Consider the following 16,213-nt stretch of genomic DNA (forward strand, 5'->3'; position numbering starts at 1 on the left):
CAGGTGAAACCTTCGTCCGAGATGTAGATGTCGGTTCGGGCTTCGGGGTCGGCCGGGCAGTCGGTGCGCTGCTGTCAGAGCCGTGCCAGGGCGCCGGTCTGCTCGAGGAGGGCGAAGCGGTCCGGGCAGCCCCAGTGTTCGACGATCTGGCCGTTGACGACCCGGGCCATCTCGAAGAGGGCGATGTCGATCGGGGCGTTGCTGGGTGGGCCGAAGAAGGCGCCGGTGGCGGTTCCTCGTGCCCGGCCTCGGGCCCAGACGACATCGCCGACGACGACCGACTCCTCCAGCGTGTACTTGATGTCCGGCATCAGTTCGTGCACCTGCCGGATCGCGGCCTTCACCTGCTCGCGGGCCTCGCCGCCGGACTGGCCCGGCCGGAACTGGTGCTCGACCAGGTCCGGCGCGCAGAGCTCGTCGACGATCGCGTCGTTCCCGGTCGCGAACCCCTCGTGCAGGATCCGCTCCAGCACCTCACGTGGTCCTTCCATGATTCCCCCTCAAAGAGATTGCACTAGCAGTGCACTCGATGCAGTGTCACTGCACTGAACACAGTGATAGTGTGCCGACATGCCCGAGGCTGTCAAGTCCTATCGCCAGGTGCAGGCGGAAGAGACCCGCCTGCGGATCGCCCGCGCGGCCCGCACGCTCTTCGCCGCGCAGGGGTACGGCGCGACGAGCATCGACGCGATCGCCAAGGAGGCCGGTGTCGCGACGCGGACCGTCTACTCGGCGTTCGGCACCAAACGGGAGATCCTGTCGCTGATCTGCGACCAGTGGCTCAGTGAGGCCGGTGCACTCGAGCGGGCCGAGCAGGTGTTTGCGATCGAGGGCCCGGCAGACCGTCTCCGCGGCGCGGCCGGTTGGCTCACCAACTTGTACGCGGCCGGCTTCGACGTCGTGCTGATCTTCGAGGCCGCGACCGACGAAAGCCCTGAAACCAAAGCTCTCCTGCGCTCGAAGCTTGCCGGGCGCAACCAAGTGATGGATGCGATGATCGCCTCGCTGGAGGCTGATCTACGGATCCCGCTCAAGCAGGCGCAGGCCGTCTACCGCGCGCTCGCGGCGCCCGGTGTGTATCAGGAGCTGGTCGACGAGTCCGGCTGGACTCCGGAGGAGTTCGAGACGTTTGTTGCCGACTCACTCCATCGTCAGCTCCTCTGAGGGCCTCCGCCGATCGACGCGACCAGTTCGGTGAGGCGTTCGAAGACGCGGTCCGTCCCGAGGCCGTCGTGTTCGTATTCGTTCGTCACCCAGGCTTGCAGGTTCCCGACCCGCCCGGCGGTGTCGAGCTGCAACCCGGAGTCGACGTACATGTCGTCGAAGTAGACCGCCGCAGCCACCGGTACGTCGTTCGCCGCCAGCCGCTCGAGGTCGTACAGCTCGGGCCAGTGCGGCCGCTGCGCCATCAGTTCGACCGCGCCCTGGAACGGCCGCAGCCCGCGGATCTCCTCGAACATCCAGGGGTACATCATCTCGCCGGTGAACAGCAGCGGCCGTGCGTCCTCGGCGAACTCCGGACGCCGCGCCCGCTCCGCGTCGGCCGCCCATCCGGTCGCGCCCTCGCCGGATCCGTAGATGCTCTCCTGCAGCGCGGCGAACAACGGCTCCTCGAGGTACGACGACAGGTCGAGAGCCTGCCCCAGGAAGGTGTCCGAGAGCTCGTCACCGTCGAAGGCTTCGTCGATCAGCCAGTGGATCCGCTCGTACCCAGGCTTCATCCCGAAGGCGATTCCGAGCGACTGGAACCGCCGTACAGTCAGCCGATCGCCATCCGGCAGCCGTACGTCGTCCGCCGCCAGCCGGTCCGCGATCGCACCGACCCGCTCCACGTTGTGCGGGTAGCGCTTGTAGAACTCGCGGTTCTTCGCCTCGACCCGCGGGTACGTACGCCGGTACACCTCGGCCGCCGACGGATCGATCGACGCGAGCCCGCCGGTCACGTAGCACGCAGTCAAACCCTCAGGCGCCTTGGACAGATAGGTGAGCGTCAGGAACCCGCCGTAGCTCTGCCCGAGCGTCGACCACGGCTTGGCGCCGAAGACCGTCTTCCGCAGGTGCTCGGCGTCGGCGATGATCGAGTCCGCCCGGAAGCACGCGAGGTAGTCGGCGCCCTCCTCGGCCGACATCGCCGCGATCCGCCGGCGGGTGACCGGCGTACTCCGCCCTGTGCCCCGCTGGTCCATCAGCACGACCCGGTACTTCTTCAGCGCTTGCCCGATCCACCCGGTCACACCGATCGGCCGCGGACCCCTCCCGCCCGGACCGCCCTGCAGGAACAGCAGGCACGGCAGGTCCTCGTCCTTGCGGGTCGGATCCACCAGTTCGCGGGCGAAGACCGTGATCGTGTCGCCGGGGTTCGACCAGTCGAGCGGTACGTCGACGGTGTGCTCACGGACATGCATACCTGGAATCGTGTAGCTGGTCATGAAGCCTCTTTCTGCCTGCGGGACAGCGGTCAGAGTCGTGGGTCGATCGGTTCCGATTCGAGCGCGAGTACGGCGAAGACGCATTCGTGGATGCGCCAGAGGGGCTCGCCGCGGGCGGCTCGGTCGAGGGACTCCAGGCCCAGGGCGTACTCGCGGAGGGCGAGGGAGCGCTTGTGGCCCAGGTTGCGGTCGCGGAGGCGGGTGAAGTTGGCGGGGTCGGTGTAGTCGGGGCCGTAGATCAGCCGCAGGTACTCCTGGCCGCGCACCTTCAGACCGGGTTGGGCGAGGCCCTTGGCGGTGCGGGTCAGGTTCGCGGCCGGCTTCACGACCATGCCCTCTCCCCCGGCGCCGGTGAGCTCCTCCCACCAAGCGATCCCGTCGTCCCAGATGTCCGCGTCGACGAACAGGCGCCGGGTCTGCGTGATCAGCTCCGGGCCTTTGGCAACCATCCGGTCGGCGACGTCGAGATGCCAAGCATGCGGTCGATCCTGGTATGTCGCTCCCTCGGACGCGAGCACCTGGAACGGCGCCAGCCGTACTCCGTCCAGCCCGTCGGTCGGCCAGCAGTACCGTCGATACGCCTCGGTAAACCTCGCGGCGTTCGTCGTACGACGCTCCATCGACGCCAGCAGCTCGCCGACATCCAGCCCGGCGTCGACGGCGGACCGGAGTGCGGCGGTTGCTGCGGGCAACGACGTGCGGGCGGCCGCGCCGACGGCGGCGTACTGGTTGCGGAGCAGGTCTTCGGCCTTCGCGCTCCACGGGAGCAGCTCCGCATCGAGCAGCAGCCAGGACGTGTCGAGCTGCTCGAAAATGTCCGCATCGGAGGCGACGCGGCGCAGTCGGAGCAGGAGCTCGTCGGTCAGGTCCGCGTCGAAGAACGACCGGCCGGTGCGGGTGTGGATCGCACCTCGGCCGGCGAGACCGAACCGTTTCTCCGCGACGTCGTCGTCCCGCGTCAGCAGTACGACCGCGCGCGAACCCATGTGCTTCTCCTCGCACACCAACTCGGTGACACCTTGCGCGCGGTAGGCCTCGAACGCCTGCCGCGGGTGTTCGAGCAGACCTGGCTCGGGCGACGTCGCGACCGGGCTCATTGTCGGCGGGAGGTACAGCAGGAAGCGCGGATCGATCGCGAACCGGCTCATCACCTCCAGTGCCGCGCCGGCCTGCTCGGCGCGGATGCTCAGGCGCCCGTGCGTTGCGGTCTCGATCACGCGGCGACCGGTGACGTCGGTCAGCTCGAGTATGTCGGGCTCGCGTGCGGGGGCCGTTGCTACGTGCAACGGTTTGGCCGGCGCGTAGTACTCCTCGGCCGCCTTGACCGAGATCAGCTCGCGCTCCGGGTGGCGCAGTGCGGTCAGGGATCCGCCGAAGACGCAGCCCGTGTCGAGGCAGATCGTGTTGTTGATCCACTCCGGCTCGGGTGTCGGGGTGTGGCCGTAGACGACCATCGCGCGACCGCGGTAGTCGTTCGCCCACGGGTAGCGGACCGGCAGCCCGAACTCGTCGGTCTCCCCCGTCGTCTCGCCGTACAGGCAGAACGAGCGGACCCGGCCGGAGGCGCGACCGTGCATGCGTTCGACGAGGCCGGCGTGGGAGACCACGAGCTTGCCGCCGTCGAAGACGTAGTGCGAGATCAGCCCGTCGATGAACTCGGCCACCGCATCGCGGAACTCGGCAGGCTCGAGTGCGAGCTGCTCGAGGGTGGTTTCCAGGCCGTGGCTGATCTTGACGTTCTTGCCGCGGAGCGCGCGGAGCAGCTTGTCCTCGTGGTTGCCGGGTACGCAGTACGCGTTGCCGTTCGCAACCATTCCCATGACGAGACGGAGTACGCCGGGGGTGTCGGGGCCGCGGTCGACGAGGTCACCGACGAACACGGCACGGCGATCCGGGTGTACGGCGTCGACCGGTCGGCCGGCGTCGTCGCGGGTGATCGAGTAGCCGAGCTCCGTGAGCAGCTGCTCGAGCTCGGGACGGCAGCCGTGGACGTCGCCGATGACGTCGAACGGACCGGTCTGGTCCTTCAGGTCGTTGAAGAGCCGGGTGCGCGCGATGCTGACGGCATCGATCTCGTCGACGGTGTTCAGTACGTGAACGGTCCGGAAGCCTTCGCGCTTGAGGTTGCGCAGGCCGCGCTTCAGTTGCGAGCGCTGCCGGGTGATCACCTTCGCCCCGAACTGCCGGTCGGCGCGCTGCTCGGTCCGCTCGATACAGACGCGCTCCGGCGGATCCAGCACGATCGCCACCGGGAGTACGTCGTACTCCCGCGCGAGATTCACCAACTCCTTGCGGGCCTCGGGCTGCACGTTGGTCGCGTCGATCACCGTCAGCCGCCCGGCCGCGAGGCGCTTGCCTGCGATGAAGTTCAGTACCTCGAAGGCGTCCTTGGTAGCCGCCTGATCGTTCTCGTCATCGGACACCAGCCCACGACAGAAGTCGCTCGAGATGACTTCGGTGGACAGGAAGTGCTTGCGCGCGAACGTCGACTTGCCGGACCCACTCGCCCCGACGAGGACGACGAGGGAGAGCGCTGGTACGTCGATCTTCATCGGGCATCCTCCCGTCGGAAAAGAGCGAGCTGGGTCGGCGGACCCACCTTGGCGTCGGTCGGGCCGACCGGGCGGAACTCGACCGTGTAGCCGTAGCGGGTGGCTGTTTCGTGGGACCAGGTTTCGAACTCGGGGCGGGTCCACTCGAAGCGGTGGTCAGGGTGGCGGTAGTTGCCAGCGGGGAGGGATGGGAAGCGGATGTTGTACTCGCTGTTCGGAGTGGTCATCACCACGGCACCCGGGCGGGCGGTGTGGAAGACGGAGTACGCCAAGGCAGGCAGGCGTGGTGGGTCGACGTGTTCGATGACCTCCATCAGCACGACCGCGTCCAGCCCGGCGAGGCGCTCGTCGGAGTACGTGACCGACGACTGCAGGAAACGCAGCCGGTCGCGCTGACGGTCGGGCAGGTCGTCGTAGTGCAGCCGTCGCTTGGCCCGGACGAGCGCCCGCGCCGACACGTCCGTCGCGATCAGCTCGCCGATCATCGGGTCCTTCAGCAGCTCGCCGACCAGCGCGCCCTCACCGCAGCCGATATCCGCGATCCGTCGCGCGCCGAGCTCACGCAGTACGCCGGCCACCACACCCCGACGCTCGACCGCCAGCGACACCGAGCCTTCGTCCGACGACTCGTCAGCCAGCTCCACGCCATCGACCTCGACGAGTCGCTCAAGGGCCGCGTCAGCCAGATACCGCCGGTGCGCGAGATAGCGGCGCGAGATCAGTTCCTTCTCGGGATGCGCCGCGAGCCACCCCTCGCCGGCCCGGATCAGCTTGTCGACCTCGTCGGAGCCGACCCAGTAGTGCTTCGCGTCGTCCAGCACGGGCAGCATCACGTACAGGTGATTGAGCGCATCGGCCAGCCGCAGTACGCCGGTCAGCCGCAGGTCGACGTACCGCGAATCGCCCCACGCTGGGATCTCCGGGTCGAGCGGCACCGGGCGCGCGTCGACGTTCCAGCCGAGCGGCGCGAACAAGCGCTCGGCCAGCTCAGAACCGCCGCTGCACGGGAGCGCCGGCACGTGGATCTCCAGCGGGATCGCGCGGGCGGCCAGCTCAGGACGCGCGTCGCAGCGGCCGTTCATCGCGGTCCGGAACAGTTTCGCCAGTGCTACCGCGAGCAGGCTCGATGCGGCGTACGGGCGGTCGTTCACGTACTGCCCGAGCGTGAAACCTTCCGCTGCCTTGCCGCGGCCGGACCGAACCAGTCCGATCGGGTCGATCTCGAGCAGGACCGCCGCCGTACACCGCTCGTCGGTCGCCTCGGGGTAGAAGACATGGGCCGATCCGCCGGTCACGTCGATCGCCTGCGGGCGGGCCGGGTTCTTGTGCAACAGGAACCCGAAATCACTCGCGGGCGCGGCTACTCCGGTCAGGTCGGTACCAAGCGTCAGGAACACCGCGCTATTCGATCACGGGTCGAGGATTGAGACACGCGGATTGAGGGCTGGCGCGTTCGGCCCTTTGGATCTAGCTTGTGTTGAGAAGATGAGTCGCTACAGACCGTCCTTCCCCGCTGACAGTCGGTACATGTCCCCGGTTTGTGGCGAGAGCCCAAGCACGCTATTACGGGGAAAGGATCATGGCACCAATCTGTCGCCCCCCGGGGTGTCTTCAGTGAAACCCCAGACGTTCGAACTCGTCCGCTACACCGACATCAGCGGGGTTTCCGGTACCGGCGTCGTCGCCGAAGGCTGTGTCTTCACCGACGGCTCGGTCGCGCTCCGCTGGCACGGCGCGAACCCCTCCACGGCCGTCTGGCCGGACCTGGATTCCATCCTCGCCGTTCACGGCCACTGCGGCGCGACCGTGGTGCGCTGGCTGGACGTCTCCGAGATGGAGCCGGTACCGGGCACCGACCTGCTGCCCGGCGAGCTCACGCACATCCTCGCCACCGGCCGCCGGACCCACCACCACCCACCCGCCGTCGCGTCGGCCTGACCGAAAGCTTCGACTGACCGCCCGGCCTACGGGGTGAGGCCGGTCAGCGCGAAGAACTCCTGCCGCGAACTGGGGTTGTCGCGGAGGATCCCGTGCAGCGACGACGTGACCGTGCGCGAGCCGGCCGCGCGGACGCCGCGCAGCGACATGCACTGATGCTCGGCCTCGATCACCACGCCGACGCCCTTCGGGTCGAGGTGGTCCTGCAGCCAGTCGGCGACCTGCTTGGTCAGCCGCTCCTGCACCTGGAAGTCGCGGGCGAACAGCTCCACCACCCGGGCCAGCTTCGACAGCCCGAGGATCCGGTCGCCGGGCAGGTACCCGACGTGGGCCACGCCCTGGAACGGCAGCAGGTGGTGCTCGCACAGCGACTGCACCGGGATGTCCTTGGCCAGGACGAGTTCGTCGTACCCCTCGTCGTTCGGGAACGTGGTCAGCTCGAACTCGCGCGGCGTGAGCATCTCCGCGTACGCGTTCGCGACCCGGCGCGGGGTGTCCGCCAGATGTGCGCTCTGCGGGTCCCGCCCGAGCGCGGTCAGCAGATCGGCGACCGCGCGCTGCGCGGCCGGCAGGTCGATCTCCTCCCGCCGCGCGACGATGTGGAGGGGGACGGACTCGAGGTCTGCCGAGATCGCCATCTGCACACTCCCTGAGGTCTCAACGAACTGCCACTATAACTGTTACATCAACCCAAGTTGTCGATAGAATCATCCCGTGGACACGTCGTGGGACGCAGGAGTTCAGGCGGTCGCCGTACTGGACGAGCCGACCCGGCGCCGGCTCTATGAGTACGTCGTCGGCTCGCCGATGCCCGTGAGCCGCGACGAGGCCGCGACCGAGCTCGGCATCCCGCGCACGACGGCCGCGTTCCACCTCGACCGGCTGACCGAAGAAGGCCTGCTCGACACCTGCTACGAGCGCCGCAGCGGACGCACCGGTCCGGGCGCCGGGCGGCCCGCCAAGCTGTACCACCGCTCCGACCGCGAGATCGAGATCTCCCTCCCCGAGCGTCAGTACGCCGTCGCCGGCCGCCTGCTCGCGGCCGCTGTCGAAGACGCCGAGGAGACCGGCGGCTCACCTCGCGAGGCGGTCAACCGGCGGGCGCGGGAGTACGGCGAGGAGATCGGTCGAGCGGCGGGCGACCGACCGGTGACCGAGATCCTGGCGTCGCACGGCTTCGAGCCGCGGGCGGACAAGGACGGCATCGCGCTGGTCAACTGCCCGTTCCGGCGGATCGCCCAGGAGCAGCCCAAGCTGGTCTGCGGGATGAACCTGCATCTGCTGGCCGGCCTCGTCAGCACGCTCGACCTTCCGTACGAGGCCCGCCTCGCACCATCGCCCGGCCACTGCTGCGTCCGCCTGGTGCCGGCAGGAATAAGCTCGCCAGGTGGCGAAGAGTAGGCAGAGTCAGGGCACACCTGCGACAGTGGCGCTGACCAAGGCGAAGGTCGAGTTCACCACGCACTCGTACGAGCACGACCCAGCCGCGAAGTCGTACGGGCTGGAGGCCGCCGAGGCGCTCGGGCTCGACCCGGAGCAGGTGTTCAAGACCCTGCTCGTCGAGGTCGACGGCAAGCTCGCGGTCGGCGTCGTACCGGTCGGCAAGCAGCTCGACCTGAAGGCGATCGCGGCCGCGGCCGGCGGGAAGAAGGCGGTGATGGCCGACCCGGCCGCCGCCGAGCGCACCACCGGGTACGTCGTCGGCGGTATCAGCCCGATCGGCCAGAAGCGTGCACTGCCAACGGTTGTCGACAGCACCGCCACCGACCACCCGACGGTCTACGTGTCCGGCGGACGGCGCGGTCTCGACATCGGCCTGTCTCCCGCCGACCTGATCACCGTGACGAAGGCGCGTACGGCGGCTATCGCCAGATAGACCCGAGCTGATGGATCGTCACCTGCTCCACGACCGCACGTCCCTCGGCCGTCAGCTCGAGCTCGGTCGGACGGACGTTGTAGCTCTGGTAGACCTCGCCGTCGTTGCCGAAGACATCCAGTTGATCGCGGTCGACCAGTAGGCGGAGTTTGATCTTGCCGTCGACCGGACGGAGCTCGGCGCCATCGAGACGTTGAGCTTCGTACGTCACCTCGCGGCCCACCTTCAAGGTGAAGCGCGTGGCCTGACTGACGTCCACCGTCGCCTCCAGCTCGTAGGTGGTGCCGGCCGGGAGTTGTTGGGTGCTGTCAGCGATGGTCAGGTCGTCCCAGGTTTCAGAGCTCGTCCGCAGTGACGCGAGCTCCGCGATCGGCGTGCTGAAGACGCGGAGGCCGTCCGGGGTGTGGTGCAGGGTGAGGTCGACCGGGAACGACGCGTTGCCGGTCCAGATCGAGCCCTTGTTCTCGCCCTGCCACGCCATCGAGACGATCCGGCCGTCGGGCATGTTCTCGAAGTTCAGGGCGGCGTAGTACCCGGCGCCGGCGAAGGTTTCGGTCTGGTTGATCCGCTGCGGTTCGGTCCAGTCCGAGTGGTACGCCGTACCGTCCCACTCGCCGACGACGTACTTGCTGCTGCCGGCGTGCAGCACCCAGCGGTGGCCGTCGTCGATCGGCATGCGGATCAGGTTCGGGCACTCGAACAGCCACTCGGCCGCGTAGCGAGATGCGAGGGACCAGTCGAGCAGGTTGGTCGAGGTGTAGAAGTCGACGCCGTTGCCACCTTCGTCCGACCAGACGACCATGCTCCACGTCTCCGAGACCGGGTCCCAGAACACCTTCGGGTCGCGGCTGGTGCCGCCGGGTATGGCGACCTTCTTGCCGTCGGCGTACGTGAGGAAGGTGTTGCCGCCGTCCAGGCTGTAGAAGACGGTCACGCCGTTCGTGCCGGAGTACACGAGGATCGGGTCGTCGTCGCCGTCCTTCAGACCGCTGGCGTTCTCGAGGTCGACGACCCCGCCGCCCGACCACAGATCACCGGGGTGGACCTTTGGGTCGAGGGCGATCGGCTGCTGCGTCCAGTGCACGAGGTCGGTGCTGGTCGCGTGCGCCCAGTGCATCGTGTCCCAGACCAGGCTGTTCGGGGCGTGCTGGTAGTAGAGGTGATACACGCCGCGGTAGTACACCGGCCCGTTCACGTCGTTCATCCAGCCGCTGCGGCTGGAGAAGTGGAACTGGCCGCGATTGTCTTCTCGGTAGTCGGTCTCGGGGTACGGGAACGTCATGAGGATCAATGACACCATCTGACGCCCCGATGTGCAGCGTCAGCCGGTGATTCCGGGCTTGCCCGTTTCGAGGTGACCGGACAGCCGACGGCGGTACGTCGTGTCGTCCGGGGACGTGACCTCGACGTCGTACCAGCCGTGGTCGGTCGGCCAGAAGATCGGGCTGGTCTGCTTGCCGCGCAGCTCGATCGTCGTGGTCTTGCTGCCGTACCCGCGGGCCTTGAGCTTCACGTTCAGCGACTTCCGCGAGCCGTTGACCAGGTGGAGCTGGAGCGCGCCGGCACGGTTCTCGATCCGTACGTCGAGAGCCGCCGCAGCGCCGTCGGACGAGCCCGCCACCTCCACCCAGAAGCGGTTCGGGCCCTGCACCGCGAGCTCGAACGGGCCGTCGACCGGCATCTCGACCAGGGTCGGCGTCTCGCCGTGCGTCTTGTCCGGGTGCGCGTGGTGTACGTCGAGGTGGGCCGGGGCCGGGAGCTCTCCGCCGTACGGGTAGACGGCGAAGTGGGCCGACTGCGAGCCATGGTTGCTCAGGGCCAACATCAGCTTGCCGTTGGCAACCGATCCGGAAACCGACGGTCCGTAAGGCAATGCGCGGGCCGGGCGCGAGCCGGCCTCCTGCAGCGGAACCGCCTGGTCGGCGGGCGGCGCAGGGTGCCAGCGGGTGATCGGCGCGGGCACCGGGCCCGGCTGGTCGACGGACGGCTGCCTGTAGGTGCGGTCGAAGTCGAACGCGGACGTCAGATCGCCGCAGGCGGTTCGCCGCCAGGTGCTGATGTTCGGCTCGCGGACGCCGGACCACTGTTCGAGGAATCGCAGTACCGAGGTGTGGTCGAAGACCTGCGAGTTGACGTGACCGCCGACCGACCACGGCGAGACGACGGTCATCGGGACGCGCGGGCCGAGACCGATCGGCTTACCGGCGTACCAGTCGTCGCCTTCACCCGAGGTCGGCTGCGGAGCGACCGGCGGCGGGACGTGGTCGAAGTACCCGTCGTTCTCGTCGAAGTTGATCAGCAGCACGGTCTTCGACCAGGTGTCGGGGTCGGAGGCGATCGCGTCGAGGACGTCGTAGATCAGGTTCGCGCTGCCGACCGGCGTGGACGATCCGGGGTGCTCGGAGTCGACCGCGGACGGGACGAGCCAGCTCACCTTCGGCAGCTTGCCGGACCTGATGTCGGCCCGCAGCCGCGGCACCAGCGACTCCGGCTCGGATCGGTACATCGCCCTGCGGAACAGCTTCTGGTCCTTGATCGGCAGCTTCTCGACGGCCTCGTCGAGCTGCCTCAACGCGTCCGCACGCTCGGCGTCGGTCTTCGCGAACAGCTTGTCGTAGAACTCCTCGGTGGTCCGGTAGTCGCCGGGCACCTTGGCCAGGATCCGGTGACCGATGTCCTTGAAGGTCTTGAAGTACTCGACCGCGTTGTCGGTGAAGTTGTCCCACTCCTGGTAGATCTGCCAGGAGACGCCCGCCTTCTCCAGCCGTTCCGGGTACGCCGTCCAGTCGTAGCCGGCGTGGTTGTAGTCGTACGCCGCGTTGGTGACCGCACGCTGCGTCGTACAGGGCTCGTAGCCGGTCGTGCCGGACCACAGGTAGTTGCGGTTCGGGTTGGTCGAGCCGTTGACCGAGCAGTGGTACGCGTCGCAGATCGTGAAGGTCTCGGCGAGCTCGTACTGCAGCGGGATGTCGCGGCGCTCGTAGTACGTCATGGTGGCGGCCGTCTTCGCCTGCACCCAGTCGTCGTTCCAGCCGCCGGCCCAGGCCTGGGTCGCGTCGCTGAAGCCGTGCGCCAGGGCGCCGAGGTACTGGATGTCGTCGGGGTTGCGGCCCTCGTCGGCGGCGGCCTTGCTCAACGAGAACGGCAGCACCTCGCCGCCGCCCGCCTTCGGCTGGCGGAAGATGCTCTTGCCGTTCCGTAGCCGCAAGGGCTGGCGGTCGCCGTACCCGCGGATCCCCCGGAGCGTCCCGAAGTAGTGGTCGAACGAACGGTTCTCCTGCATCAGCACGATCACGTGCTCGATCGCGCGCAGACCACCACGCCGCACAGGCTGCGCCATCGCGGTGTGCAGCGACGGTGGGAGCAGCGAGACCGCTGCCCCACCCGCCACCGAACCGAGCACCAGCCGCCGGGAGATCTCACTCATGGTCGGGACCCTAGGGTCGGCCCGTAGCCACCGTGAGACCTCCGGATGAACAGCTATCCGCGTCGAGCGATTGCTGCATCGCGCAGCTGCTCGAGCGTCTGCTCGGTCGTCTCCCAGCCCATGCAGGCGTCGGTGATCGACTGCCCGTAGGTCAGCTCCCGGGTCGGGTCGAGGTCCTGACGACCCTCCTGCAGGAACGACTCGAGCATCACACCGACGATCGCCTGGTTGCCGGCCGCGACCTGCGCGCCGATCTCCTCGGCCACCACCGGCTGGCGGCGGTGGTCCTTGCGGCTGTTCCCGTGGCTCGCGTCGATGACGACCCGCTCCGGCAGGCCGGCCTTGCGCAGCAGCTCGACGGCGCCGGCGACCGACTCGGCGTCGTAGTTCGGGCCGCTGTCGGAGCCACGCAGCACCAGGTGGCAGTCCGGGTTGCCGCGGGTGTGCAGGATCGCGGGCGCGCCGTCGTGGTCGATACCGGTGAAGACGTGCGGTACGGCGGCGGCCTTGATAGCGTCGACGGCCGTGGCGATCGAACCGTCGGGCCGGTTCTTCATCCCGATCGGCATCGACAGACCGGACGACAACTGCCGGTGCACCTGGCTCTCGACGGTCCGCGCGCCGATCGCCCCCCAGCCGACCGTGTCAGCGATGTACTGCGGGGTGATCGGGTCGAGGAACTCGCAGCCTGCCGGCAGACCCAGCTCCGTGACCTGGACGAGCAGCTGGCGTGCGATCCGGAGACCGCGGTTCACGTCGCCGGAGCCGTCGAGGCCCGGGTCGTTGATCAGGCCCTTCCAGCCCAGCGTGGAGCGCGGCTTCTCGAAGTACACGCGCATCGCGATCAGCAGGCCGTCGGAGAGTCGCTCCGCGACCGGTCGCAGTCGTTCGGCGTACTCGAGGGCCGCCTTCGCGTCGTGGACCGAGCACGGACCGACGACCACCAGCAGCCGGTCGTCGACGCCGTTGAGTACGTCGGCCACCGCCTGCCGCCCGTCGGCCACGCGTCCCGCGAGTTCGTCGTTCAGCGGGAACTCGTCGTGCAGGGCGAGCGGGGTGATCAGCGGGACGGTCTTCTCGATCCGCCGATCGACGACGCGCGCCTGTTCGGTCGGTTTGGGAAGGGTGTTCATCGTGGGGGACCTTTCCGCCGGTCCGCTCGCGTTGCAGCGCAGGCAGCCGGCTGGGGAACGAGAAAAGCCAAGAACGGATGTCCTTGGCTTCGGGCCGGCTTCGGTGTCTGCGGTTGGGCGTCAGCGATCGGCTGAGCTGCCCGGCACCAGAGCCGGCCACTCAAAAAATCGCCAATAGCTGCGCTTCACGGGAACGACAATAGCACCCGTTCAGTGCCGTCCGAGTAACCGTCAGTGGTGTGGGCTCGTTGAGGCCTGCAAGACCGGCTAGACGACGGGGAGTGCTCCAGGTGGTGAGGCCGCGAACCTTTGAGTTGGTTCGATATCGGGATCCGAGTGGGGTTTCAGGGACCGGAGTCGTAGCTGAAGGGTGTGAGTTCAGCGACGGCTCGGTGGCCTTGCGATGGCGGGGTGACAACCCGGCAACAGCCGTCTGGCCCGACCTCGACTCGGTGCTGGCGGTGCACGGGCACCAGGGCGCTACCGAGGTCCGCTGGGTCGACGGCCAGAGTTCGCCGTCGGTGCCACGAGCCGGCCTCGACAACCTCTTCGACGAGCTGCACCAGGTCCGGCCTCCGACGTCCTTGACCGAATCGCCGCCGCCCGGCCACTCGCGTGGATGGGCAGGGGCCAGGCATCTGAGGTAGAACGTGGCCGTGACGCAGATCTACCTGGTCCGGCACGGTGAGCCGGACTACGAGCCGATCGATTCCCGGGGCCTGCCGGGAACCGCGGCCGATTCCGCCCCGCTGAGTGCCGTCGGGATGAAGCAGGCCGAGGAGCTCGCCGATCTGCTCGGCGGCATCCGCGCGACGTACCTGGTCAGCTCGCCGTTCACCCGCGCCCTGCACAGCGCCGCGATCGTCGGCCATCGGCTCGCCCTGGGCGTCCGGGTCGACTACGACCTGCGCGACTGGATGCCGGACCAGACCGGCCTGTGGCGCAGCATCACCGACCTCCACGCGGCGCAGGCCGAGTTCGAGGCGTACGACGGGGAATGGCCGGAAGGCGTGCAGCGCCCGTGGGAGCCGCTGTCCCAGGTCCGCGAGCGGGCCCGCGCCGCGCTCGCCCGGCACACCGCCAGCACCGACGGACCGGTCCTCGCGATCACCCACGCGACGGTGATCCGGGCGCTGACCGGCGAGAAGGCGACGGCCCACGGCGCCCACGAGTACTACCGCTACGATCCCGGGAATGACAGCTGAGCCGGGACTTCCTCGCATCCTCGGCGTCGTCGCTCTCGGTGGTGTAATCGGCTCACTGGCCCGCTACGGACTGGCCGAAGCAGTGCCGCACGGAGCGACCGGATTCCCCTGGGCGACGTTCGTCACCAACGTGCTGGGGTGTTTCGCGATCGGGGTCCTGCTCGCGCGGTTGACCCCACGCCACCACCCGTTGCTGAGGCCGTTCCTCGGCACTGGGATCCTCGGCGGCTTCACGACGTTCTCGACCTTCGCGGTCGACACCGAGAAGTTGCTGCACGTGCAGATGGTTGTTGCATTCGTCTACTTCTTCGGCACGATCACTGCGGCGTTGGCAGCGGCAACGATCGGCGAACAGTTGGGCGGCCGGCGCCGATGAACATCCTGCTGGTCGCCCTCGGGGCCGCGGTCGGCGCACCGCTCAGATTCCTGGTGGACAAGCACATGGTCGCCCGGTTGTTGCTCGGCGCCCGGATCGAGACCCCGTTGCCGTGGGGAACCTTCGCAGTCAACATCCTCGGCAGTTTCCTGCTCGGGTTGCTGACCGGGGTCGGCAATCACACGATCGCTTTGCTCGTCGGCGTCGGGTTCTGCGGCGCGTTCACGACGTACAGCACGTTCGCTGCCGAGACGACCGCATTGGCCGGTTCCGGACATCGCGGTAAGGCGTTGCTCAACGTGGTGCTGAACCTGGGTACCGGACTGGTTGCAGGCGTCGTCGGAGCGTGGTTGAGCAAGTGACTCATGTCACACCAGGTGATGAGTGAACACGTGCGCAGCCTGCTGTGCGCCTGAATGGGGCCCGATCACGGCCCGCAACGGCACGCGGTGATAACGAATGGCCCGAACTTCGAGACAACAAGGGTTGAACTACGTAAGAGATGAGCATAGTTTTCACCGAGCGCCCGTCCGCGCTCACGGTGAGTCAAGGAGGTTGCCATGTCGAGAGGGATGCCTCGCCTGCCCCGCCCGCTCATGGATCTGTGGGACTGGCAGTCACAAGCCGCATGCCGGGACGTCAACCCGGAGCTCTTCTTCTCACCCGAATCGGAGCGTGGCGTTCGCAAACGCGCCCGCGAGATGGTGGCCAAGTCGCTGTGCGGGACCTGCCCGGTCCAGCCCGAGTGCCGGCAGCACGCGCTCTCCGTCGGAGAGCCGTACGGCGTCTGGGGCGGCACCACGGAGTCCGAGCGCGACAACACCGTCCTCCCCGAGCACCGCAAATCGGCGTAGGAGCTGCCCGCTACAACCTCAGGCAGTTCCCTCGTCGTTCTCGGACGGGGAATCGTCGTCCTTCGCCTTGTTCTTGGGGTCCTCGGGCTCCGGTGGCTTGACGGTCGTGCGCGGGTCCCGGTAGCGATCCAGTGACTTCAGGAAGTCCGGATCGTCATCGGGAGCCGGCGGGCGGCCGACGGGCCGTGACGGCCGTACGACGGCCTCGCGGCCGCCACCGCCCTGGGTGCGCGACATCAGCAGCCAGACGATCGGCCCCACGAACGGGACGAACACGATCAGGACGATCCACACCAGCTTGGGCAGGTGCGGCACGTCCTCGTCGGGTGTCTGGATGCAGGAGAACAGCGCATACACGCTGAGCACCAAGCTGATCAGGAACGGCAGGAATCGAACCACGCTCCAACAGTACGGCGCGCAGCC

The 16,213-nt window shown here is 68.2% G+C and carries 18 protein-coding genes; 9 read left to right on the forward strand and 9 right to left on the reverse strand.

Features of this window, described 5'->3' with window-relative positions:
- Positions 1-74: 74 nt before the first annotated feature.
- Positions 75-491 (reverse strand): ester cyclase, encoded by a 417-nt coding sequence (locus tag ACFWUU_RS02205; RefSeq protein WP_137254292.1) that lies wholly within the window; start codon positions 489-491, stop codon positions 75-77.
- A 79-nt stretch (positions 492-570) separates the two neighbouring features.
- Here ACFWUU_RS02205 and ACFWUU_RS02210 point away from each other — a divergent pair, with 79 nt between their 5' ends.
- On the forward strand, positions 571-1,164 hold the full coding sequence (locus ACFWUU_RS02210; protein ID WP_380171956.1) for a TetR/AcrR family transcriptional regulator: 594 nt from the start codon (positions 571-573) through the stop codon (positions 1,162-1,164).
- On the opposite strand, the gene ACFWUU_RS02215 is transcribed toward ACFWUU_RS02210, so the two are convergent.
- The 3 genes from ACFWUU_RS02215 to ACFWUU_RS02225 are packed head-to-tail and all read right to left on the reverse strand — an operon-like array spanning position 1,152 to position 6,378.
- Positions 1,152-2,429 carry an alpha/beta fold hydrolase gene (locus tag ACFWUU_RS02215; protein WP_380171958.1) on the reverse strand — a complete coding sequence of 426 codons (1,278 nt, stop codon included), beginning with the start codon at positions 2,427-2,429 and terminating at the stop codon, positions 1,152-1,154. The genes ACFWUU_RS02210 and ACFWUU_RS02215 overlap by 13 nt on opposite strands.
- 29 nt (positions 2,430-2,458) lie before the next feature.
- A complete protein-coding gene (locus tag ACFWUU_RS02220; RefSeq protein ID WP_380171960.1) occupies positions 2,459-4,981 on the reverse strand; it encodes a polynucleotide kinase-phosphatase in 2,523 nt (840 codons plus the stop codon).
- Positions 4,978-6,378 carry a 3' terminal RNA ribose 2'-O-methyltransferase Hen1 gene (locus ACFWUU_RS02225; RefSeq protein WP_380171961.1) on the reverse strand — a complete coding sequence of 467 codons (1,401 nt, stop codon included), beginning with the start codon at positions 6,376-6,378 and terminating at the stop codon, positions 4,978-4,980. The genes ACFWUU_RS02220 and ACFWUU_RS02225 overlap by 4 nt, the downstream gene beginning before the upstream one ends.
- A 217-nt stretch (positions 6,379-6,595) precedes the next feature.
- Between ACFWUU_RS02225 and ACFWUU_RS02230 the strand changes: the two genes are divergently transcribed.
- Complete coding sequence (locus ACFWUU_RS02230; protein WP_137254287.1) at positions 6,596-6,919, forward strand: hypothetical protein; 324 nt, start codon at positions 6,596-6,598, stop codon at positions 6,917-6,919.
- A 26-nt stretch (positions 6,920-6,945) separates the two neighbouring features.
- Here the strand turns inward: ACFWUU_RS02230 and folE are convergent, their stop codons facing one another.
- Complete coding sequence (gene folE, locus ACFWUU_RS02235; RefSeq protein ID WP_137254286.1) at positions 6,946-7,557, reverse strand: GTP cyclohydrolase I FolE; 612 nt, start codon at positions 7,555-7,557, stop codon at positions 6,946-6,948.
- Between the two features lie 76 nt (positions 7,558-7,633).
- Here folE and ACFWUU_RS02240 point away from each other — a divergent pair, with 76 nt between their 5' ends.
- Positions 7,634-8,320 (forward strand): helix-turn-helix transcriptional regulator, encoded by a 687-nt coding sequence (locus ACFWUU_RS02240; protein ID WP_380171963.1) that lies wholly within the window; start codon positions 7,634-7,636, stop codon positions 8,318-8,320.
- Positions 8,307-8,795, forward strand: a complete 489-nt coding sequence (gene ybaK, locus ACFWUU_RS02245; protein WP_380171965.1) for a Cys-tRNA(Pro) deacylase — start codon at positions 8,307-8,309, stop codon at positions 8,793-8,795. The genes ACFWUU_RS02240 and ybaK overlap by 14 nt, the downstream gene beginning before the upstream one ends.
- Here ybaK and ACFWUU_RS02250 read toward each other — a convergent pair.
- Genes ACFWUU_RS02250 through ACFWUU_RS02260 form a run of 3 tightly spaced genes read right to left on the reverse strand, consistent with a single transcriptional unit; the run spans position 8,782 to position 13,355 of the window.
- Entirely contained in the window at positions 8,782-10,077 is a 1,296-nt protein-coding gene (locus ACFWUU_RS02250; RefSeq protein WP_380171967.1) for a glycoside hydrolase family 32 protein, read from the reverse strand. The genes ybaK and ACFWUU_RS02250 overlap by 14 nt on opposite strands.
- 39 nt (positions 10,078-10,116) lie before the next feature.
- Positions 10,117-12,222: a phosphocholine-specific phospholipase C gene (locus ACFWUU_RS02255; protein WP_380171969.1), complete on the reverse strand. Its 2,106-nt coding sequence runs from the start codon at positions 12,220-12,222 to the stop codon at positions 10,117-10,119.
- Positions 12,223-12,275: 53 nt separating this feature from the next.
- Complete coding sequence (locus tag ACFWUU_RS02260; protein WP_380171971.1) at positions 12,276-13,355, reverse strand: 3-deoxy-7-phosphoheptulonate synthase; 1,080 nt, start codon at positions 13,353-13,355, stop codon at positions 12,276-12,278.
- Positions 13,356-13,747: 392 nt separating this feature from the next.
- On the opposite strand from ACFWUU_RS02260, the gene ACFWUU_RS02265 reads away from it, so the two are divergent.
- The 5 genes from ACFWUU_RS02265 to ACFWUU_RS02285 all read left to right on the forward strand — a co-directional run bounded on the left by ACFWUU_RS02265 (position 13,748) and on the right by ACFWUU_RS02285 (position 15,790).
- Positions 13,748-14,002: a hypothetical protein gene (locus ACFWUU_RS02265; RefSeq protein WP_233714685.1), complete on the forward strand. Its 255-nt coding sequence runs from the start codon at positions 13,748-13,750 to the stop codon at positions 14,000-14,002.
- Positions 14,003-14,011: 9 nt separating this feature from the next.
- Positions 14,012-14,560 (forward strand): histidine phosphatase family protein, encoded by a 549-nt coding sequence (locus tag ACFWUU_RS02270; RefSeq protein ID WP_380171973.1) that lies wholly within the window; start codon positions 14,012-14,014, stop codon positions 14,558-14,560.
- The gene (locus ACFWUU_RS02275) at positions 14,550-14,936 is read left to right on the forward strand and encodes a fluoride efflux transporter FluC (protein WP_380171975.1); all 387 of its coding nucleotides are present in this window, start codon (positions 14,550-14,552) and stop codon (positions 14,934-14,936) included. The genes ACFWUU_RS02270 and ACFWUU_RS02275 overlap by 11 nt, the downstream gene beginning before the upstream one ends.
- Positions 14,933-15,298 carry a fluoride efflux transporter CrcB gene (gene crcB / locus ACFWUU_RS02280; protein WP_380171977.1) on the forward strand — a complete coding sequence of 122 codons (366 nt, stop codon included), beginning with the start codon at positions 14,933-14,935 and terminating at the stop codon, positions 15,296-15,298. Before ACFWUU_RS02275 ends, crcB begins: the two co-directional genes overlap by 4 nt.
- 198 nt (positions 15,299-15,496) lie before the next feature.
- The gene (locus ACFWUU_RS02285; RefSeq protein ID WP_134097793.1) at positions 15,497-15,790 is read left to right on the forward strand and encodes a WhiB family transcriptional regulator; all 294 of its coding nucleotides are present in this window, start codon (positions 15,497-15,499) and stop codon (positions 15,788-15,790) included.
- An 18-nt stretch (positions 15,791-15,808) separates the two neighbouring features.
- Here ACFWUU_RS02285 and ACFWUU_RS02290 read toward each other — a convergent pair whose 3' ends face one another.
- On the reverse strand, positions 15,809-16,189 hold the full coding sequence (locus ACFWUU_RS02290) for a PLD nuclease N-terminal domain-containing protein (RefSeq protein WP_380171979.1): 381 nt from the start codon (positions 16,187-16,189) through the stop codon (positions 15,809-15,811).
- Positions 16,190-16,213 lie beyond the last annotated feature (24 nt).

Origin of the sequence: Kribbella sp. NPDC058693 (genome assembly GCF_042715335.1) — a bacterium.
Taxonomy (GTDB): domain Bacteria; phylum Actinomycetota; class Actinomycetes; order Propionibacteriales; family Kribbellaceae; genus Kribbella; species Kribbella jiaozuonensis.

What these genes read in the sequence shown, in the direction of transcription:
- ACFWUU_RS02210 (WP_380171956.1), top strand. Translation starts at nt 571, where the DNA reads ATGCCCGAGGCTGTCAAGTCCTATCGCCAGGTGCAGGCGGAAGAGACC.
- folE (WP_137254286.1), bottom strand. Translation starts at nt 7,557, where the DNA reads ATGGCGATCTCGGCAGACCTCGAGTCCGTCCCCCTCCACATCGTCGCG.
- ACFWUU_RS02275 (WP_380171975.1), top strand. Translation starts at nt 14,550, where the DNA reads ATGACAGCTGAGCCGGGACTTCCTCGCATCCTCGGCGTCGTCGCTCTC.
- ACFWUU_RS02215 (WP_380171958.1), bottom strand. Translation starts at nt 2,429, where the DNA reads ATGACCAGCTACACGATTCCAGGTATGCATGTCCGTGAGCACACCGTC.
- crcB (WP_380171977.1), top strand. Translation starts at nt 14,933, where the DNA reads ATGAACATCCTGCTGGTCGCCCTCGGGGCCGCGGTCGGCGCACCGCTC.
- ACFWUU_RS02250 (WP_380171967.1), bottom strand. Translation starts at nt 10,077, where the DNA reads ATGACGTTCCCGTACCCCGAGACCGACTACCGAGAAGACAATCGCGGC.
- ACFWUU_RS02255 (WP_380171969.1), bottom strand. Translation starts at nt 12,222, where the DNA reads ATGAGTGAGATCTCCCGGCGGCTGGTGCTCGGTTCGGTGGCGGGTGGG.
- ACFWUU_RS02220 (WP_380171960.1), bottom strand. Translation starts at nt 4,981, where the DNA reads ATGAAGATCGACGTACCAGCGCTCTCCCTCGTCGTCCTCGTCGGGGCG.
- ACFWUU_RS02260 (WP_380171971.1), bottom strand. Translation starts at nt 13,355, where the DNA reads ATGAACACCCTTCCCAAACCGACCGAACAGGCGCGCGTCGTCGATCGG.
- ACFWUU_RS02285 (WP_134097793.1), top strand. Translation starts at nt 15,497, where the DNA reads ATGTCGAGAGGGATGCCTCGCCTGCCCCGCCCGCTCATGGATCTGTGG.
- ACFWUU_RS02205 (WP_137254292.1), bottom strand. Translation starts at nt 491, where the DNA reads ATGGAAGGACCACGTGAGGTGCTGGAGCGGATCCTGCACGAGGGGTTC.